The 16,891-nt window shown below is 53.3% G+C and carries 16 protein-coding genes; 7 read left to right on the top strand and 9 right to left on the bottom strand.

Features of this window, described 5'->3' with window-relative positions; genetic code table 11:
* Window position 1: 1 nt before the first annotated feature.
* The 6 genes from LMED105_RS13015 to LMED105_RS12990 are packed head-to-tail and all read right to left on the bottom strand — an operon-like array spanning window position 2 to window position 5,947.
* On the bottom strand, window positions 2-997 hold the full coding sequence (locus tag LMED105_RS13015) for an adenosylcobinamide-phosphate synthase (protein WP_008252083.1): 996 nt from the start codon (window positions 995-997) through the stop codon (window positions 2-4).
* Between the two features lie 4 nt (window positions 998-1,001).
* Window positions 1,002-1,613 (bottom strand): CoA pyrophosphatase, encoded by a 612-nt coding sequence (locus LMED105_RS13010; RefSeq protein WP_008252082.1) that lies wholly within the window; start codon window positions 1,611-1,613, stop codon window positions 1,002-1,004.
* Between the two features lie 18 nt (window positions 1,614-1,631).
* On the bottom strand, window positions 1,632-2,822 hold the full coding sequence (locus tag LMED105_RS13005; protein ID WP_008252081.1) for an FAD-dependent monooxygenase: 1,191 nt from the start codon (window positions 2,820-2,822) through the stop codon (window positions 1,632-1,634).
* Window positions 2,823-2,829: 7 nt separating this feature from the next.
* On the bottom strand, window positions 2,830-4,218 hold the full coding sequence (locus LMED105_RS13000; protein ID WP_008252080.1) for an aminopeptidase P N-terminal domain-containing protein: 1,389 nt from the start codon (window positions 4,216-4,218) through the stop codon (window positions 2,830-2,832).
* Between the two features lies 1 nt (window position 4,219).
* The gene (gene murU, locus LMED105_RS12995; protein WP_008252079.1) at window positions 4,220-4,915 is read right to left on the bottom strand and encodes an N-acetylmuramate alpha-1-phosphate uridylyltransferase MurU; all 696 of its coding nucleotides are present in this window, start codon (window positions 4,913-4,915) and stop codon (window positions 4,220-4,222) included.
* The gene (locus LMED105_RS12990) at window positions 4,916-5,947 is read right to left on the bottom strand and encodes an aminoglycoside phosphotransferase family protein (RefSeq protein WP_008252078.1); all 1,032 of its coding nucleotides are present in this window, start codon (window positions 5,945-5,947) and stop codon (window positions 4,916-4,918) included.
* A 98-nt stretch (window positions 5,948-6,045) separates the two neighbouring features.
* On the opposite strand from LMED105_RS12990, the gene LMED105_RS12985 reads away from it, so the two are divergent.
* The 4 genes from LMED105_RS12985 to rsmA are packed head-to-tail and all read left to right on the top strand — an operon-like array spanning window position 6,046 to window position 11,567.
* The gene (locus LMED105_RS12985; RefSeq protein WP_008252077.1) at window positions 6,046-8,343 is read left to right on the top strand and encodes an LPS-assembly protein LptD; all 2,298 of its coding nucleotides are present in this window, start codon (window positions 6,046-6,048) and stop codon (window positions 8,341-8,343) included.
* A gap of 53 nt (window positions 8,344-8,396) precedes the next feature.
* Window positions 8,397-9,767, top strand: coding sequence for a peptidylprolyl isomerase (locus tag LMED105_RS12980; protein ID WP_008252076.1), 1,371 nt, complete (start codon window positions 8,397-8,399; stop codon window positions 9,765-9,767).
* Between the two features lie 10 nt (window positions 9,768-9,777).
* Entirely contained in the window at window positions 9,778-10,800 is a 1,023-nt protein-coding gene (pdxA, locus tag LMED105_RS12975) for a 4-hydroxythreonine-4-phosphate dehydrogenase PdxA (RefSeq protein ID WP_008252075.1), read from the top strand.
* On the top strand, window positions 10,797-11,567 hold the full coding sequence (rsmA, locus tag LMED105_RS12970) for a 16S rRNA (adenine(1518)-N(6)/adenine(1519)-N(6))-dimethyltransferase RsmA (RefSeq protein WP_008252073.1): 771 nt from the start codon (window positions 10,797-10,799) through the stop codon (window positions 11,565-11,567). Before pdxA ends, rsmA begins: the two co-directional genes overlap by 4 nt.
* A 9-nt stretch (window positions 11,568-11,576) precedes the next feature.
* On the opposite strand, the gene murI is transcribed toward rsmA, so the two are convergent.
* Window positions 11,577-12,413 carry a glutamate racemase gene (murI, locus tag LMED105_RS12965; RefSeq protein ID WP_008252072.1) on the bottom strand — a complete coding sequence of 279 codons (837 nt, stop codon included), beginning with the start codon at window positions 12,411-12,413 and terminating at the stop codon, window positions 11,577-11,579.
* A gap of 105 nt (window positions 12,414-12,518) precedes the next feature.
* Between murI and LMED105_RS12960 the strand changes: the two genes are divergently transcribed.
* Both LMED105_RS12960 and LMED105_RS16480 read left to right on the top strand, forming a co-directional pair.
* Window positions 12,519-13,367 carry a phosphate/phosphite/phosphonate ABC transporter substrate-binding protein gene (locus tag LMED105_RS12960; RefSeq protein WP_008252070.1) on the top strand — a complete coding sequence of 283 codons (849 nt, stop codon included), beginning with the start codon at window positions 12,519-12,521 and terminating at the stop codon, window positions 13,365-13,367.
* Window positions 13,364-15,631, top strand: a complete 2,268-nt coding sequence (locus tag LMED105_RS16480) for a response regulator (protein WP_008252068.1) — start codon at window positions 13,364-13,366, stop codon at window positions 15,629-15,631. The genes LMED105_RS12960 and LMED105_RS16480 overlap by 4 nt, the downstream gene beginning before the upstream one ends.
* On the opposite strand, the gene LMED105_RS12950 is transcribed toward LMED105_RS16480, so the two are convergent.
* Entirely contained in the window at window positions 15,620-15,985 is a 366-nt protein-coding gene (locus LMED105_RS12950) for a RidA family protein (RefSeq protein ID WP_232222757.1), read from the bottom strand. The two genes, LMED105_RS16480 and LMED105_RS12950, sit on opposite strands and share 12 nt — an antisense overlap.
* A 12-nt stretch (window positions 15,986-15,997) precedes the next feature.
* Here LMED105_RS12950 and LMED105_RS12945 point away from each other — a divergent pair, with 12 nt between their 5' ends.
* On the top strand, window positions 15,998-16,516 hold the full coding sequence (locus LMED105_RS12945; protein ID WP_008252064.1) for an SRPBCC family protein: 519 nt from the start codon (window positions 15,998-16,000) through the stop codon (window positions 16,514-16,516).
* 14 nt (window positions 16,517-16,530) lie between these two features.
* Here LMED105_RS12945 and LMED105_RS12940 read toward each other — a convergent pair whose 3' ends face one another.
* Complete coding sequence (locus LMED105_RS12940) at window positions 16,531-16,869, bottom strand: TIGR01244 family sulfur transferase (RefSeq protein WP_008252062.1); 339 nt, start codon at window positions 16,867-16,869, stop codon at window positions 16,531-16,533.
* Window positions 16,870-16,891 lie beyond the last annotated feature (22 nt).

The raw sequence follows: 16,891 nt of genomic DNA, 5'->3' as shown, positions 1-16,891 counted from the left end.
ATCAAAGCATGCTGCTGGGCAACCAGCCCAGAATGGCAAACACCAGCGTTGCCACTAACCACACCACGGCACACTTGAAAATGAGCTGACGAAACTGCTGCAAAGCTTGCACCTGGTTTTCTTCGCTCAACAATTGCCCTTCCGAAGCGGCTTTGGATGCGGGATCGAATGCTGCCCCCCCCACCAAACCTACTGCCGTGAAAAACACCGCGGTAAGCGGTGCCCTGTTAGAAAAGCGGCTGTGGTTTTTTGCGGTTCGCCACGCCAAGGCGGCATCATCCAGCTGGGCGACCAAACCCACCGTCAAGGCCAACAAACGGGCTGGCAACCATTCCATGGCAAACAACACAAAACGAGGGCTGATTGCCGCTTTCAGTTTGTTGCTTTCCCACGCCTCTTGCATGGTGGGGCGTTCGTGCGCGAAGGCTTGTGCCTGCCACACATCGCGTTCACGAATCACACTCCAGTGCGCCATCATGTAGACCACCAAGCCCATGGGGCCGGGCAATACCAGAAACCAGAAAAACAGGCTGAAGTACTGACGCAAGGCACGCTCCGTGCCGTGATATATGGCATGGAACACCAATTCGCCAGGACGGTGAACAACGGGTTCGCTACCATCGTATTCTTTCATCCAGGTCAACAACAATTCGCGGGCGCGGAAAAAGTCGCCTTGGTTCAAAAACAGCTGGGCATTGGTAAAAACCACTGCAAAGTGCCGAAAACGCAAACCATACAACAGCAAAAACACGCTGAGAAAACCGGCTGCAAGTGGTGAAATGGTCCAAAGTACCTGGTATAGAAAATACACGCCCAATATCCAGATCAGCATTGGCACCAACCATTGCAAATGCGTGTAGCCCGGTGCCCCAAGTGCTTCCAGATTAATTTCAAGTTCCTGGTTAAAACGATCTACCCAGTCACGCGCACGGGTGAACAAACCATCGGGCAAGAAGGTTTCGCACACCACAGCAATGAGCAGGGCCAAATAGGACAATGTGTTACGCCTTCGCGCTCAAGAAATGGTAAAGGTTACGAAGCATGGCCGCCGTGGCCCCCCAGATGAAATAATTTTTTCCGTTCTCGGGTGAGTTGTAGGGCATGGCGTAAAAAGTACGCTCGCCCAAGGGGGTGTGCAAGCTGCGTTGCTGGTGATTTTCAACATTCATTAAAAATGAAAGTGGCACTTCGAACACTTCTTCCACTTCAAAGGCATCGGGAAGCAGCGTAAACCCAGGTTGCACCAGCGCCACCACAGGTGTCACCATGAAGTTGGTGGCTGTCTGGTACACCGGCATGGTACCCAGTACCTCGATGAATTCCCGTGCCAGCCCCGTTTCTTCAACAGTTTCCCGCAGGGCTGTTTCGATCGGACCGCCATCTTCAGGTTCGCAGCGACCACCCGGAAAACTGATTTGACCGGCGTGGTCATTCAGGTGAGCGGTGCGCAAAGTGAGCAACACGTAAAGGTCGTCTTGCCGCTGAACCAAGGGCACCAGCACGGCCGCATCAGCGGGGTCGCGGTCTTTGAAAAAACGTTCTTCGAGCGGCTCAGGCTGCCAAGGCAAATCGGCCATGGCAAAACGGGCGCGCAACAATTCGGCAGACCACATGGGTAAAAACGCTCCAGATTAAACAGCCAAGCCGAACAGCATTAATTCAGCAAACTGCTTGCGAAGAGGCGGCGTGAATTCCATCACGTTCAAGGCCATTTGTCGGCCCGCACCCAGCAAGGGATTGTGATTGGAAAAACCCTTCACCATCCAGTCTGTCATTTTAACCACCACCTGCCGATCAGCCACTCTCGACTTCTCAAATTCGTTCAGGGCGGCGCTTAAGCGATGCTCATCCGCAACAGTCGCCGGGTCAACACTTCGGCAAAGCTGCACGGCATCCCGCAACCCAAGATTCAGCCCCTGCCCGGCCACTGGGTGCAGAATCTGGGCGGCGTTGCCAATGGCCACGCGACGCCCTTGCACCAGCTTGTCGCGCCAGTTCATGCCCAAGGGAAAACTTTTCCGGGGACCGATGTGTTTGATGGATACACGGCGCCCAAACTGCTGTCGCAATTCGGCGGAAAACTCGGCATCGCTGCATGCCAAGCGCCGTTGAACCTGTGCCAGCGGGGCACACCACACCAAAGAGTATTGCTGTTGGTCTATTGAAATGGGTAACAAAGCCAGAGGCCCTTCTGAGGTGAAGCGCTCGAAGGCCAGGGTACTCCCGCCTTCCAGCAACCCAGGTTCCACTTGTAAAGTCACTTCGCTAACCAAGGCCCACTGGTCGTAATCCACGACCTGGTCGCGCTCTCCGGCCTCGCCGTACAAGCCCCCCTCGGCATCCACGCGAAGGTTCACTGTGTATTCGGACCCATCTTCAAGCTCAAGCACCTCAAGAGAATCAACTGCGCTGCGGTGCGCGTACTTTACGTTCGCAGGGCGAAAAATTTTTACCCCCCTGCGTTCAAGTGAGGTCGACAAACAGTTCACGAGGTCCCCATACCGAACTGTCCACCCCAAAGCCCGCAAACCCAGTTCATCGGCTTTCATTCGCACCTGGCCGAAACGCAATTGTTCAGACACGTGGATGTGGTGGATCGGCGTGGCATCGGCCGGGAAACCCAAACTGGCCAAGCGCAAGCGCGTGGCATCGGACAAAGCCAGGATTCGCGGGTCGCGGGCGGAAGCCTCCAAAGGCTTGGCATCGAAAATAGCAATGCGATCGGCGCGGTCACCCCAGGTGTTGGCAAGCCACCCGGCAAAAGCCAGACCCACAGGGCCGGCCCCAACAATCGCCACATCAAAATCGGTGTGAGAAGTCATGGGAAGGTCAGGCCGCCTTGCTGCTTGTTTTTTTGTGGGCTTTCATTGTGGCGTGAATTTCACTCACTGTTTTGGGCGCATCTGCGGTGTAAACATCGCAACCTTTCTGGGTCACCAAAGCGTCGTCTTCAATGCGAATGCCGATATTTTCAAACTGCTTGGGTACCCCTTTGCCAGGGCGAATGTACAAACCGGGTTCAATGGTCAGCACCATGCCCGCCTCCAGCTTGCGGCTGGTGTGGGGCGCAACACCGTCTTCGGGTTTGGCAGCGGGGTCGCGGTAACTGCCGCAATCGTGAACATCCATGCCCAACCAATGGCTGGTGCGGTGCATGTAAAAGCGCTTGTAAGCACCACTTTCAAGGGCTTCATTCAAACCCATTTTCAACAGCTTTAAATCGATCAAACCTTGGGCAAGTACCTTGACTGCGGCGTCGTGCGGATCATTGAATCGGGCGCCAGGTTTGGTGGCATCAATTGCGGCATACTGCGCGTTCAAAACCACTTCATACACGGCCTGCTGGGCCTTGCTGAACTGGCCATTGACTGGAAACGTTCGGGTGATGTCAGATGCATAGCAATCCAGCTCGCAACCAGCGTCAATCAGCAACAAATCGCCGTCGCGCATTTTGGCGTCGTTGGCCCGGTAATGCAGCACACAGGCATTTGCACCCGAAGCTACGATTGAACCGTATGCAGGTGCTTCAGAACCGTTTTTGCGGAACTGATACAGCAACTCCGCTTCTACCTCAAATTCAAATTTGCCCGGCTGACACACCTGCATGGCGGCAATGTGTGCATGGGCCGAAATATCGGCGGCGCGGCGCATGATCTCGATTTCTGCTTTGTCTTTGATCAAACGCATTTCATCGAGTGAGTGGCTTAGATCAAGCACTGCATGTGGCGCTGAAATACCCATGCGGGCCTTGCCCCGCAAGGTTTTCAACACATCCGCAACCGCGGCTTCCAGGCTTTCGTCTTCCCCCAAACGCAAAAACACGGCTGGCTGATTGGCCAGTGTGTCGATCAAATGCTCTTCAAGGTCTTCAATGCTTTGGGCTTCGTGCATGCCAAAGGCCGATTGCGCGGCTTTGGGGCCAAAACGAAAACCTTCCCAAATTTCCCGCTCTTCGTTTTTATCCCTGCAAAACAAGACCGCGCGGGAGTCGCCACTGGGCGGAACCACAAGAGCCAGACAGGCCTCAGGCTCGGGAAAGCCGGTGAGGTAGTAGAAATAACTGTCAGAACGGAAGGCGTAATCTGCATCGCGATTGCGCATTACTTCCATGCCCGACTGCACCAGTGCGACACCACCGCCCATTTTCTTCAAACGGCGTGCCAGCTGCTCTCGGCGCTTGGCGTAAATCAAGGGGTTGTGGGTGGGGTACCTGCTCATGCTAATGCTTCCTTACTGAATTCAATCGTCGGTCAAGTGCTTCAAGCCTTTCTGGTGTTCCTATGTCCATCCAGAATCCCTTGAACAACTCACCTTGTACTTTGCCTGCTGCCATGGCTTGGCGCAACAACGGCGCGAGTTTTGCAACATCACCCACCTTGACCGGGGCGAACAAACTTGGGTGATACACACCCATGCCCGAAAAGGTGAATGCCGCATCGCCTGGTTCAGGCTGTTTGACTGTGCTGCCCTGCAATGCGAAATCACCGGCCGGGTTGTGCAAGGGATTGGGCACCATCACCAGATGGGCCAATTGGCCGGGCTGCCATTCGTCGGCAATGCTCAACGCCTTTGCCACCGGCCAGTCGCAGGCCACATCGCCGTTAATGACCAAAAATGGGTCCTCTCCCAAAATGGGCAATGCCTTGCGAATACCGCCTGCAGTTTCCAGCGCCGTAGCCTCGGCTGAGTAATTAAGCTGCACCCCAAAAGCCGAACCATCACCAAAGTGGCTTTCAATTTGGTGACCCAAATGTGCATGGTTAATCACAATGCTGGTCACACCCACCGCCGCCAAAGCCTCGATGTGCCATTGCAACAAAGGTTTGCCCCCGGCAGGCAAGAGGGGCTTGGGGCAGTGGTCGGTCAAAGGCCGCATGCGCTCGCCACGCCCTGCCGCCAGTATCATCGCCTTCATTTAAAACGTGTACCCCACTTTCACTGCCTTGTTTTCAAGTCGATCCAGCAACAGCAGCAGGGGCTTGAATGCGATGTACCGGCCAGCGACCAAGCGCACATAACGCAACACCATCGGTAAATCGTTCAAATACTGGGCTTTGCCATCCCGGTAATTCAGGCGTGCAAAAATCCCAAGAATTTTCAAGTGCCGCTGCAAACCCATGAAATCGAACTGGCGATAAAACTCGCCGGGGTCTTCGCAAATGGGCAAACCAGCCTTGCGGGCCGCCTCCCAGTAACGCACAGTCCAGTCCAGGGTTTGTGCCTCGGGCCATTCAATGTAGGCATCACGCAAAATACTGACCAGGTCGTAACTCAATGGACCCTTTACCGCATCCTGAAAATCCAGAATTCCAAACTCGGGTGCTGCGCCGGCCTGGCTTGTCAACATCAGATTGCGGCTGTGGAAATCGCGGTGAACAAACACCTGAGGCTCGGCCAAGGCACTTTGAATCAGCATGCCTTTGATGCTGTCCAGCCAGTTACGTTCCTGATCGGTCAGTTCAGCACCATAGTGCTTGCCTACATACCATTCATCGAACAGGTTCATTTCCTGCAACAATTTGTCGGCACCGTAAACGGGTATACCTTCAGTGCTGGTGTTGGCTTGCAAGTGCACGAGGTCGTGCAGTGACTGCATATAAAAGGCATCTTTTTGGTCGGCTTGGGTATTCAAACCCTGCAACATGGTGGTGTTGCCGAAATCCTCCAGCAGCAAAAAACCTTCTTCCGGATTTTGCGCCAATACCTGGGGTGCCCGGGAACCACCGTCTCGCAACAAACCTGCCACATGCATGAATGGGCGAACATCCTCTTTGTCCGGTGGTGCGTCCATCACAATCAGCGTTCGCGCGTTATTGGCTTCGCTTACGCGAAAATACCGACGAAAACTGGCATCGCTGGAGGCAGCCTGCAAGGTTTGCAGGTCAAGTTCGAACTCAGGAAGGCCTGCCAGCCATTTTTTCAACATTTCTTGACGCAAGGCGCTCATCAAACCGTCCAATCTCTTTAATTTGTAGTTAGTTGCCTATAATAGTAGGATCCTATGGCGCTTGATCGATCCGTCACCTATTTGAGTACATACCCAGCTTGAAGAAAAGCAAAAAATTACTGCAAGTGCACTTAGTGCCCACCCGCCCCACAGCCATCGCATTTGCTTTGTTCTGTCTTGGCGCACCTGCGCTTGCCCAAACCACGAACACAACACCGCCCAAGGCCGAATCCCCCACCCGCCTTAAAATTGATGGCGGACTGCTCGGAGTGCGCAACCCGATACCCGAGGACGAGGCCACTTACATTTCTGCGGATCGTCTGTACGGCAACAGCGCCGAGGAAACTTTCCTGGAAGGCAATGTTGAAGTTCGGCGCAACAAACTAAAACTGTTCAGCGACTCAATCAACTATTCGCCCATTACCGACCGTGCCACAGCCAAAGGCAACCTGGTGATTGAACAAGAGGGCATGGTGCTGAAGGCCCCGGAGGGCTCGGTCAAACTGGGTACCGGCGAAAGTGAAATGACCAAGCCTACCTTCGAATTGAAGGAAATCAACGGCAAAGGCCGGGCTGACAAAATGCAGTACGACGGCATTTCAACCCTGACGCTTGAAAACCCGAACTACACCGTGTGTGAAGTGCCAAATCCTGGTGCTGCAGATCAAGGTGATTGGTACATTACCGCTGATTCGCTGGAAATTGACCAAGCGGCCGAAGTGGGTCGTGCCCGTGGGGCGAAGGTTGTATTTCAAGATGTGCCAATATTGGGTGCTCCTTACTTTTCATTTCCCACCACTGACAGGCGCAAAAGCGGATTCCTGCCCCCCTCGTTTGGTACCGTGTCCAACAGCGGGCTTGAAATTACAGTTCCGTACTACCTGAATATTGCCCCAGACAAAGACATGACCCTGTACCCGAAAATCATTTCGGGCCGGGGTTACCAATTGGGAACCCAAACACGGTACCTGACGCCCAACAACGAAGGCGAGCTGAAATACGATTACCTGCCCGACGACGAGAAAACCGGCACCGACCGCACGGCTTTGTCTTTGCTGCACAAGTACGAGAAAGGCCCCTTCTACGCAGGGGTCAATTTCAACCAGGTGTCGGATGACAACTACTTTGTCGACTTCTCACGTACGCAGGCTGTGGCCTCTCAACGTATTCTGGTGCAAGAAGGTTTCTTCTCGTACCGCCAGAAAAACTGGAGCGCCAATGTGCGCACCGTGGCTCACCAAACACTGCAGTTGTTTAACGACGTAATCGCTGAGCCCTATGACCGCTTGCCTGAAGCGACGCTTGAGCTGAGCCCAACCCGCATCGGTGAAGCCAATGCGTTTGTGTCAGTGAGCGGGCAATACACCGACTTTGCCCGCCCATCGTCCGCACCCGCACGGGTTGAAGGCTCACGGGGTGTGACACGCGCCCGGGTTTTCATGCCCATCCAGAGGTCTGAATTCTCGTTCACGCCCGCTATTTCAGTGCAGGCCACCAACTACGATTTACAAGGTCAAACACCTGGCTCGCCTGCAGCGCCTGGTAGCGTGATCCCAACTGTTTCACTCGACAGTACGGTTTACTTCGACCGCAAAACAAGCTTTTTCGGTCGCAATGTAAACCAAACCCTTGAACCGCGAATTTTCTACCTTTACACGCCGTTCAAAGACCAATCCGATCAGCCTATTTTCGACACCTCGGTTACCGACCAAAGCCTGACCCGGATTTTCGCCGAAAACAGATATTCCGGACTTGACCGTGTGGGTGATGCGAACCAGCTGACACTGGCCGTGACCAGCCGTTTCTACGACGAGGCCACCAGCGAGGAGTTGTTTAGCGTAACCGGCGGACAACGCCTGAACTTGAGTACACCCCGGGTTATTTTGCAAGGTTTCGAGGCGCCAACCACCAGCGATTCTGACTTCTTTGCCAATGCGCGCGGCCGTATCAGCCAGTCAGTATTCCTGGACGCCACAACTCAACTGAATGCAGAAAGCGGGCGGCACGAACGCGGCAATGTCACTGTCAGCTATGCGCCGTCGCTGGGCAAACAACTGAATTTGGGGTATCGCTACACCCGCGCACAAATTGACCAGTTCGACATTTCAGGCCAATGGCCCATCTCTGACCGCTGGAGTGGCGTGGGTCGTTTAAACTATTCAATGCTGGACAATCGTTTGATTGAAGGTGTGGCAGGCCTTGAGTATGGCGAGGGTTGCTGGGCAGTGCGTGTGATTGCACAAAGATTTGCGACTGCACCACAGCTGGAGACCACATCGCTGTTTGTTCAACTTGAACTCAATGGATTGGGTCGTTTGGGGTCCAACCCGGCCGACCTGTTGTCCAGAAAGGTGCCAGGGTACACGCCTTTCTCTTCCGCACAATCGATCCAATGAGCACCCATTAAGTACCCACTAAGTACTCACTAAGCACCCAATAAGTTATGAACATGAAGCACATTCAACACTGGTTATTCGCGATCTCCGCCTTGGCGGCCATGAGCCATGCGCAGGCGCAGGGTGTCAAAGCACCAACCTCCAATTTGCCAGCGGGTAAGCTGAGTTCCGAACTCGGGGCCAGCAACGGTTCCGGCGCAGCAGCAATCGATGGCATTGTTGCGGTGGTGAACACCGACATCATTACCCGCAGCGAGTTGAACAGGCAGGTGGCCCTGATTGAACGCCAAATGAGTCGCCGCGGCGCGCCCTTGCCCGATCGGATCGAATTGCGCAAACAGGTGCTTGACCGCATGGTGATGGACCGGGCGCAACTTCAGAAAGCAGAAGAAGTGGGCATCCGGATTGAAGAAGCTCAAATTGAGGCTGCCATGGCTCGTGTTGCGGACCAAAACGGTTTGTCTCTGGAAGACTTTTTGGCACGGCTTCAAGAAGAAGGAGTTTCGCCCGCCCGCTTTCGTGAAGAGGTACGCAGCGAAATTACCTTGGGACGCCTGCGCGAGCGAGAGGTAGAAGCCCGAATTCAAGTGTCAGATGCAGAAATTCAGAATTACCTGGCTGCCCGAACCAAGGGTGGCGCGGCCCCCAACCAACCTGAAGTGAACTGGGTGCAGTTGCTGGTCAAAGCCCCCAGTGATGCCAGCGGTGCAACGCTCAACCAGGCTAGAGGCAAGGTTGAAGCAATTGAAAAGGCCCTGAAAGACGGAAAAACAGTGGAAGCCATTGTGCAAACCAATCCCGAGCTGGCGATTGACGGCACAGGGCAAATGGGTTGGTCCGGTTTTGATGCCGTGCCCACCCTGTTTAGCGAATTCCTGTCCAAGGCGCAATTGAATGCAGTACAAACCATTCGCAGCCCCAACGGATTTCACGTGTTGAAAGTACTCGAGCGTCGTGAGAGTGGCGCCGCGCTGGACAGCACACCAGTGACTCAAACCCGGGCGCGACACATCCTGATCCGCCCAGGCCCTGACATTACCGAAGCGGAAGCCCGACGCCGGCTAAATTTTGCACTGGAACAACTGCAAGGTGGCGCTGCGACCTTTGATACGTTGGCCAAGCGATACTCGCAAGACGGTTCTGCTTCAAAGGGCGGCGATTTGGGCTGGTTGTACCCAGGCGACACAGTGCCGGAATTTGAACGAGAGATGAATCAGCTTGGCATCGGGGGTGTAAGCCCGGTGTTTCAAAGCCGCTTTGGTTTCCACATTATTCAAGTGGTAGAACGTCGCCAACAGGCGGCCTCTGAAGAGCGCCAGCGCCAGGCTGCACGTCAGGCTATTCGCGCCAACAAATCCGAGGAAAGCTATCAAGAATGGTTGCGCCAACTGCGCGACGCCACCTTCATTGAAATTCGCCTTTGATGCACGGGGCATGAGCACGGCCACAAATCTCCCGATCCTGATCACCAGCGGTGAACCCGCCGGGATCGGGCCAGAACTGTGTGCTTTATTGGCCGAAACCAGCCAAGCCAAGCGGCTGAATCGTTCGCTGGTCATTCTTGGTGATGCTGATTTGCTCGAAACCCGCGCAAAAAATGCGGGCATAGAACCCAAATGGCAACGCATCAACTCGTTGCGGGATATTGCCACCGGCGAACCTGAAGCCCCCGGCTACTTTCTGCTTGACCACCCGCTTTCAACGCCCTGCATCACCGGTCAACCCAACCCGGCCAACGCACCCTACGTGCTGGGTCTGCTCAACATGGCCTGCGATGCATGCCAAAATGGAACCGCAGCGGCCATGGTGACAGCACCCATTCAAAAATCAGCAATCAGCCCGCACTGGCCAGGTTTCATGGGGCACACCGAGTACCTGGCTGAGCGCTGCGGGCAAGGCGATGTCGTCATGATGCTGATAGGTGGTCAAATGAAGGTTGCACTGGCGACTACCCACATTCCACTGGCCAAGGTGCCTGAAGCAATTACCCGGAGCAGCCTCACCCGTACGCTTGAAATCATGCTGCACGATTTAAGCCTGTACTGGAGTTTGCCGAAACCGAGAATTCTGGTGACAGGGCTAAATCCACACGCCGGCGAATCAGGCGACCTCGGACGTGAGGAAATTGACACCATCACGCCAACCATCAAAGCTCTGCAGGCCAGGGGACACGATGTGCAAGGCCCCTTCCCTGCCGACACCCTGTTTCAGCCCAAATACCTGCAAAACAGCGATGCAGTTTTGGCCATGTTTCACGACCAGGGCTTGCCCGTACTGAAGCATGCCAGTTTTGGGCAAGGCGTGAATGTGTCACTGGGTTTGCCCATTGTACGAACCTCGGTGGACCATGGCACCGCACTTGACTTGGCCGGTACCCGCAACATGGATGCGGGCAGCCTGAATGAAGCGATAGAATGCGCGCACCACATGGACCTTTGCCGCAGGAACGCGCAATGAAACACCAAGCTAAAAAACGATTTGGCCAACACTTTTTAACCGATCAAAGTGTGCTGTCAAACCTGATCGGCGAGATGCGACCTCGTGCAGACGACACGCTGGTTGAAATTGGCCCAGGCTTGGGTGCACTCACATTTTGGCTGCTTAAGGCAGTGAATCACCTGCAGGTGATCGAAATTGACCGGGACCTGGCAGAAAAGCTTCGCACCGGGAACTGGAAGGACAAACTCACCGTTCACGAAGTGGACGTGCTGAAATTTGACTTCAGGCAACTTCCTGCGCCTTTTCGCGTGGTGGGCAATTTGCCTTACAACATCTCCTCACCCATTTTATTTGCTTTACTTGAAGTGGCAGACCAGGTGATCGACCAGCACTTCATGCTGCAAAAAGAAGTCATTGACCGCATGGTAGCGGCCCCAAAAACCAGCGACTACGGCAGGTTATCGGTGATGCTGCAAGCCTACTACGACATGGACCATTTGTTCGATGTGCCGCCCGAGTGCTTCGACCCACCACCCCGCGTCATGTCCGCGATTGTTCGAATGGTGCCAAAACAGGCCCAGGAACGCGCTGCAATTCCGGGTGAAATTTTTAGCCGAGTAGTCAGCACTGCGTTTTCACAACGCCGCAAAATGTTGCGCAACACTTGGGCCAATGTGGTGCCCGAACATATCGCAAGCGCCGCAGGCATAGCACTCACCGCACGTGCCGAGGAAATTGCGCCTGAGCAATTTGTGCAAGTGGCGCAGATGCTCGCAGCAGGCTAAAAGCGCAATCTAGATGTCCAGTTGCTGCACCTTGACCTGAAGCCAATCGGTGCCCAACAAATTCACCAATTTTGTCTTGAAAGCCTCGGGTTGACCGGTCGTGAAAAAACTCACTCGCTCAATCATGGGTAAATGTGCCTCGCCCATATTCAGCAGGCCCTCGCTCTCCAGACGGGTTTTCAACTGTTTGGCCACCGGCAAACCAGTTTCTATGACTGTTACGTCCGGGCCAGCCAATTTGGAAATGAGGTGTGCAACAAAGGGGTAGTGTGTGCAGCCCAATACAATAACGTCTGCATTTTTTTGAAGCAGCTCGGCCAACACAGGCTTTAACAGGGCCTCAATCGCTGGCTCGGGCATGGGCGATTGTTCGATCAGTTCAACCAGCCCAGGGCACGGGTGTGCAATCACCTTCGCCAAAGGATCAAATCTTTCAACCAAGCCCTTGAACCGCTCGCTGGCCACCGTGTTGGTGGTTGCCAAAATACCCACCACACCGGTTTTGGTCAGCATACTGGCAGGTTTGACGGCGGGCTCGATTCCCACAATCGGCCAATTTGCATGTGCCGCCCGGGCCTGATTGGCGCCTGCAGCAGTGGCAGTATTGCAGGCCATAACCATGGCTTTGCACTCCTGATTGCGCAGCCAATTGGACAGGGTTAATACACGGTCTGTAATTTCATGCTGCGGCTTGTCGCCATAGGGCAAATAACGTTCGTCGGCCACGAATCGAAAGCGCTCTGCTGGCAAGTAATTCAACATCGCCTTCAAAACCGACAAACCACCCACGCCTGAATCAAATACGCCCACCGCTCGTGCGGATTCCAACAACACGGGATTAACCATTCAGCACCTTTGAAATACAGGGTAAATCAATGCTTGTTTTCATGATTTGATGGGGCCAACAAATATTAAAATATTAATCGACGATAAATTTAACATTTACACATCATGCCAGCTTTCAACTTTCGCGAGATATTGCTCTGTATTGTCACACTGTTTGCCTTGACTGGCGGGCAATTTGCGTACAGCGCCGAAAAGAATTCAACCCTTCGTCTGCTGGTTGTTCCACAATTTCCAGCCACAGAAATTCACGCCACCTGGAGCAAACTGCTGGATGGTTTGAAAAAAGACGGACTCCCGGAAATCGAACTTGTTTTTGCAAAAGACATCACCGAGTTTGAGAATCAGTTCAAAGCCGGGCAAGCCGAACTGATTTACTGTAACCCCTATCACATGGTGATGGCCAAGAAGGCACAGGGCTATACACCGCTGATTCGAGACAGCAAACCCTTGACCGGTATCCTGATTACTGCCAACAACGGCGCCCCCGATGGCATTAAAAATCTCAGCGATCTAAACGGCAAAACCCTGTTGTTTCCCTCACCCAACGCCTTTGGTGCATCACTTTATATGCGCGCCTTGCTAAAGCGCGAGAAGGGTCTGGAATTTACCACCCAATATGTGAAGACTCACCCCAATGTCATCCGTGGAGTGGTCCGAGGAGAGGGGCAAGCAGGCGGTATGGTTAATGCCACACTGTTGGCTGAAACGCCCGAACTTCAGCAGAAAGTCAAAGTAATTTATGAAACACCACCTGCCCCACCGCACCCTATTGCAGCGCATCCACGAGTTGACGCCTCCACTCGTGAGGCCATTGCGGCCGCCGTTCTTGGGTACATCAAAACGCACAAACAAGTGGGGGAAGACATTCAAATGCCGAACCCTGTGCGGGCCGATTACGCCAAAGATTACAAACCACTTGAGAACCTCGGACTTGAGGCATTTCTTTCCAATTGAAACCGTCTTTTCACACCATTACGCATCCCAGCCTCGGCACCAAACTGTTGGTGCTGGGTATCGGCTTGGTCCTGGCTCTGGCGTTGGCATTCACTTGGTTCAACACCAAAACCCAGCGCAATGAATTACAAGGGGTGTTCAATCAACAAGCCACAGCCCTTGCTTTCAATATTGCTGTGTCAAGCAACAGCCATTTGCTGGAAAAAGACTTCGCAGTCGTTGAAACCTTATTGCTGAAAGCAAATGAATTCAAAGACCTGTATTCAGCAACTGTGATTTCTGCCGAGGGAAAAGTCCTGGCCCAAGTTTTACGCGATCCGGACACCCAACGCTTGTCGGCCCGATATGATGTTGGCCGCTTGCATGTACCAAAGCGCGATTTACAAACCCAATTATTCAGCAACGAACGCTATCTGACAGTGATTGAACCGATTGAATCGGCGGGGCGCTTGATTGGTCACGTTGTACTCGAATTTGATTTGACTCCGCTCCAAACCCGTCAGTCAGAATTGATCGAACGCAACGTTCTGCTCGCTGTAATACTCATTTTTCCAGCAGCACTGGCTCTGTGGCTGTTCATTCGCAAAACAATTCTAGAATTGAATGCACTCACCGATTTCGCACAACGAATGGTGAAGGACCAAGGCATTGAACAGGCCACCTCCCCCACCTCGCGAGAGCTGGCCATGTTGCACCACACATTGAATTGGGCATCGGTCACACTGAGAAAAAAGAACCGGGCACTGGAGGCTGCGAAATTGAAGGCCGACAAATCCAATGACCTGAAGTCACAATTTGTGGCCAACATGAGCCATGAAATCAGAACGCCCTTGAACGGTATATTGGGTTTGACTGAAATTATCCTGAGCAACAGCGCACTGGCAGAAAAACCCCGCCGCAATCTTGAGTTGATTCAACTCAGCGCCGAGCACCTGCTGCGGGTCGTCAATGACATTCTGGATTTCTCGAAGATTGATGCCAACTGCCTTGACATGGACCCACAACCTTTCGAGCTAAGGCCCAATGTGCAAGCGATGGTGAAAATGGTGTCCAGTGCTTACGCCAAACCGCATGTCGCCACTGTGCTCGACATTGACCCTGACGTGCCGAACTACTTGTTTGGCGACTGCCCACGGATTATGCAAGTGCTGAACAACTTGTTGAGCAATGCATTGAAATTTACACAGCACGGTCAAGTCAGTCTCACGATTAAGACGAAACAAGGGACAGAAAAAACCCAAAAATCCAAAAGCAAAATTCATTTTGCGGTGCGCGACACTGGAATGGGAATTTCTGAATCAGCTCGCACCGAAATTTTCAAAGCCTTCTCTCAAGCTGAGCCAGGCACAGCACGCAAGTATGGTGGCACTGGCCTGGGCTTAACCATTACCCAACGTTTGCTGGAATTGATGAATAGCCGGATCCATCTTTGGTCTGAAGAGGGCGTTGGCAGTGAATTCAGCTTTACACTAGAGTTACCCATCGTCGAAGAACAAAAAACCACTGATAGTGAACCACTGGCCGTCAATATGACTCTGAATAACACCCCTGCCGCGCCTGAGTTTGGCCACGCCTCCACCGGCTTGCGTGTCTTGGTGGCTGAAGACAATATGGTCAACCAAACCTTCATTTCTCATGTGCTGACCCAGCTTGGTATTTCTTACCGCTTTGCAGACGATGGACTGGCTGCACTGCAGGCCGTGGACCAAGAGAAGTTTGATTTGGTGTTTATGGACATGCACATGCCCAATATGGGCGGCCTTGAAGCATGCCGTGCCATTCTTGCGAAACCACAACACAAGAATCTGCCTATTGTTGGTTTGACTGCCGATGCGATTGCTGACACCCGGGAAGCCTGCATGTCAGCGGGAATGCGCGAGTACATTTCAAAACCATTCAAGCGCAGCGACATTGAAGCCGTGCTTGCACGCCTGAAATTCAATGTGTCGCCAATTCCGATGCAAAACTTTGACCATGACAAAGAATTGCTGAAAACAACCATCGACATGATTGCGGCTGAAATTCCGCAACTTGCAGATGACACCGAAAAACAGCTTTTGGCCGAAAACTTTCCTGAGGCCAAACGAGCGCTGCACACGCTGAAAGGGCATTGCAAATTGGTGGGGGAGCTTGCGTTTGCTGACTTTATTCAGCAACTGGAAAACCAGTTGACTCAAAACCAGCTACCCGCAGCAAAGTCAATCGAGCACTTAAAAACCAACTTGCGAGTACTTCAACAACGCCTGCGTTTGTTAAGCCAGTAAATCCGGATTCACCGCTGCCGTCACCACGAGCTCCACTTTCCAGCCTGGCTTGGCCAGTCCTTTGACTTCCACACACGCGCGTGAAGGTGCAGCGCCCTCGGGCAACCAAGCGTCCCAAACCGAGTTGAACCCCTCGTAATCGCGGGCCATATTGGTCAAGTAAACCTGAACCAGCAACAAACGGCTTTTGTCTGTGCCTGCGCCAGCCATGGTGCGTTCAAGGCAGCTCAACAGGTCCCGGGTTTGGGCCTGAATGTCGCCTTCCTCCATGGAAGGCACCTCAACCAAATAAACCACCCCGTTGAAGCTTGTGGAATCGGAGTAACGTTTTGTAGTACCTTGTCTGTGTATCACAGGACCCCCTTCATGAAATTTGAACATTTGGTGCAGATCAACGACCCGAGCTTGCCTGGCATTGACTGGTTAACACGGCAACAACTCTGGTTTGGCTTGGTTGCACGCGCGTGGAAACCTACACGCTTCGTACTTGGTCTTGAAGATGCGCAAGTGATGCAAACCAGTCAGGAAGGCAATATCACCACGCTCGCCCGGGTACTGAATTATGGCCCCTTTCAAATTGAAGACACCATCGAGCTGATTGAAGAAGATCGCACCGAGACACGCATTGTAGCGAATCAGTTTTGTGGCGACAGCACATTGACCATTTCAATTGAAGAACCGGAGTCAGGTGAACTGTGGTTGCGGTTTCAATACCAGGTCAGCGATGTACCAAGCTCGGCAGGCGGCTCCGAGGTTTCATCGCACGATGTCGACGAAATTCGAAAACAGGCTTACCGCGCCGCCGATATTGACACCGTGCGCATGATTCGCGAGCTGGCCATGGCCATGCCCGCGCAACAACCCGACAATCGGAAAGACCACTAGCGCGAGAGACCCGCTCACTTCAGTGCGCAGGCTCCCATGTAAATTTGGCCAGAACGGTTGCCGCTGCGGCAATACGCCAACACCGGTTTTTCTGCTGCGTCCAGAATTCGCTTGAAATCCTCAAGCAACACTTCTGAGGGGGGTTGCCCCACTTCCATCGGCAAATAGTGAATGGCCAGGCCCAGGCTTTTCGCCTTGGCTTCAATTACTGAGTGGGCCAGTTGGGCACCCACTTCATGGTCGGGCCGATTATTCACTATGGTTTTAAAACCCAGTTCGGCAATTGCTTCCAAATCTTCCGGACTGATTTGGCCGCACACTGCGACCTCATTGCTCAGTTGCCTGATGCTCATTTCAACAAATTCCTTCGGTGCG

It is taken from the genome of Limnobacter sp. MED105 (genome assembly GCF_000170915.1).
GTDB lineage: Bacteria > Pseudomonadota > Gammaproteobacteria > Burkholderiales > Burkholderiaceae_B > Limnobacter.
The sequence above is the reverse complement of the archived record's forward strand: the minus strand, read 5'-3'. Positions and strand labels throughout refer to the sequence as shown.

Bases quoted from the DNA above. Each gene is read 5' to 3' on its own strand.
- LMED105_RS13010 (WP_008252082.1), bottom strand. From the start codon at position 1,613: ATGTGGTCTGCCGAATTGTTGCGCGCCCGTTTTGCCATGGCCGATTTG.
- LMED105_RS13005 (WP_008252081.1), bottom strand. From the start codon at position 2,822: ATGACTTCTCACACCGATTTTGATGTGGCGATTGTTGGGGCCGGCCCT.
- LMED105_RS13000 (WP_008252080.1), bottom strand. From the start codon at position 4,218: ATGAGCAGGTACCCCACCCACAACCCCTTGATTTACGCCAAGCGCCGA.
- murU (WP_008252079.1), bottom strand. From the start codon at position 4,915: ATGAAGGCGATGATACTGGCGGCAGGGCGTGGCGAGCGCATGCGGCCT.
- LMED105_RS12990 (WP_008252078.1), bottom strand. From the start codon at position 5,947: ATGAGCGCCTTGCGTCAAGAAATGTTGAAAAAATGGCTGGCAGGCCTT.
- LMED105_RS12980 (WP_008252076.1), top strand. From the start codon at position 8,397: ATGAAGCACATTCAACACTGGTTATTCGCGATCTCCGCCTTGGCGGCC.
- pdxA (WP_008252075.1), top strand. From the start codon at position 9,778: ATGAGCACGGCCACAAATCTCCCGATCCTGATCACCAGCGGTGAACCC.
- rsmA (WP_008252073.1), top strand. From the start codon at position 10,797: ATGAAACACCAAGCTAAAAAACGATTTGGCCAACACTTTTTAACCGAT.
- murI (WP_008252072.1), bottom strand. From the start codon at position 12,413: ATGGTTAATCCCGTGTTGTTGGAATCCGCACGAGCGGTGGGCGTATTT.
- LMED105_RS12960 (WP_008252070.1), top strand. From the start codon at position 12,519: ATGCCAGCTTTCAACTTTCGCGAGATATTGCTCTGTATTGTCACACTG.
- LMED105_RS12945 (WP_008252064.1), top strand. From the start codon at position 15,998: ATGAAATTTGAACATTTGGTGCAGATCAACGACCCGAGCTTGCCTGGC.
- LMED105_RS12940 (WP_008252062.1), bottom strand. From the start codon at position 16,869: ATGAGCATCAGGCAACTGAGCAATGAGGTCGCAGTGTGCGGCCAAATC.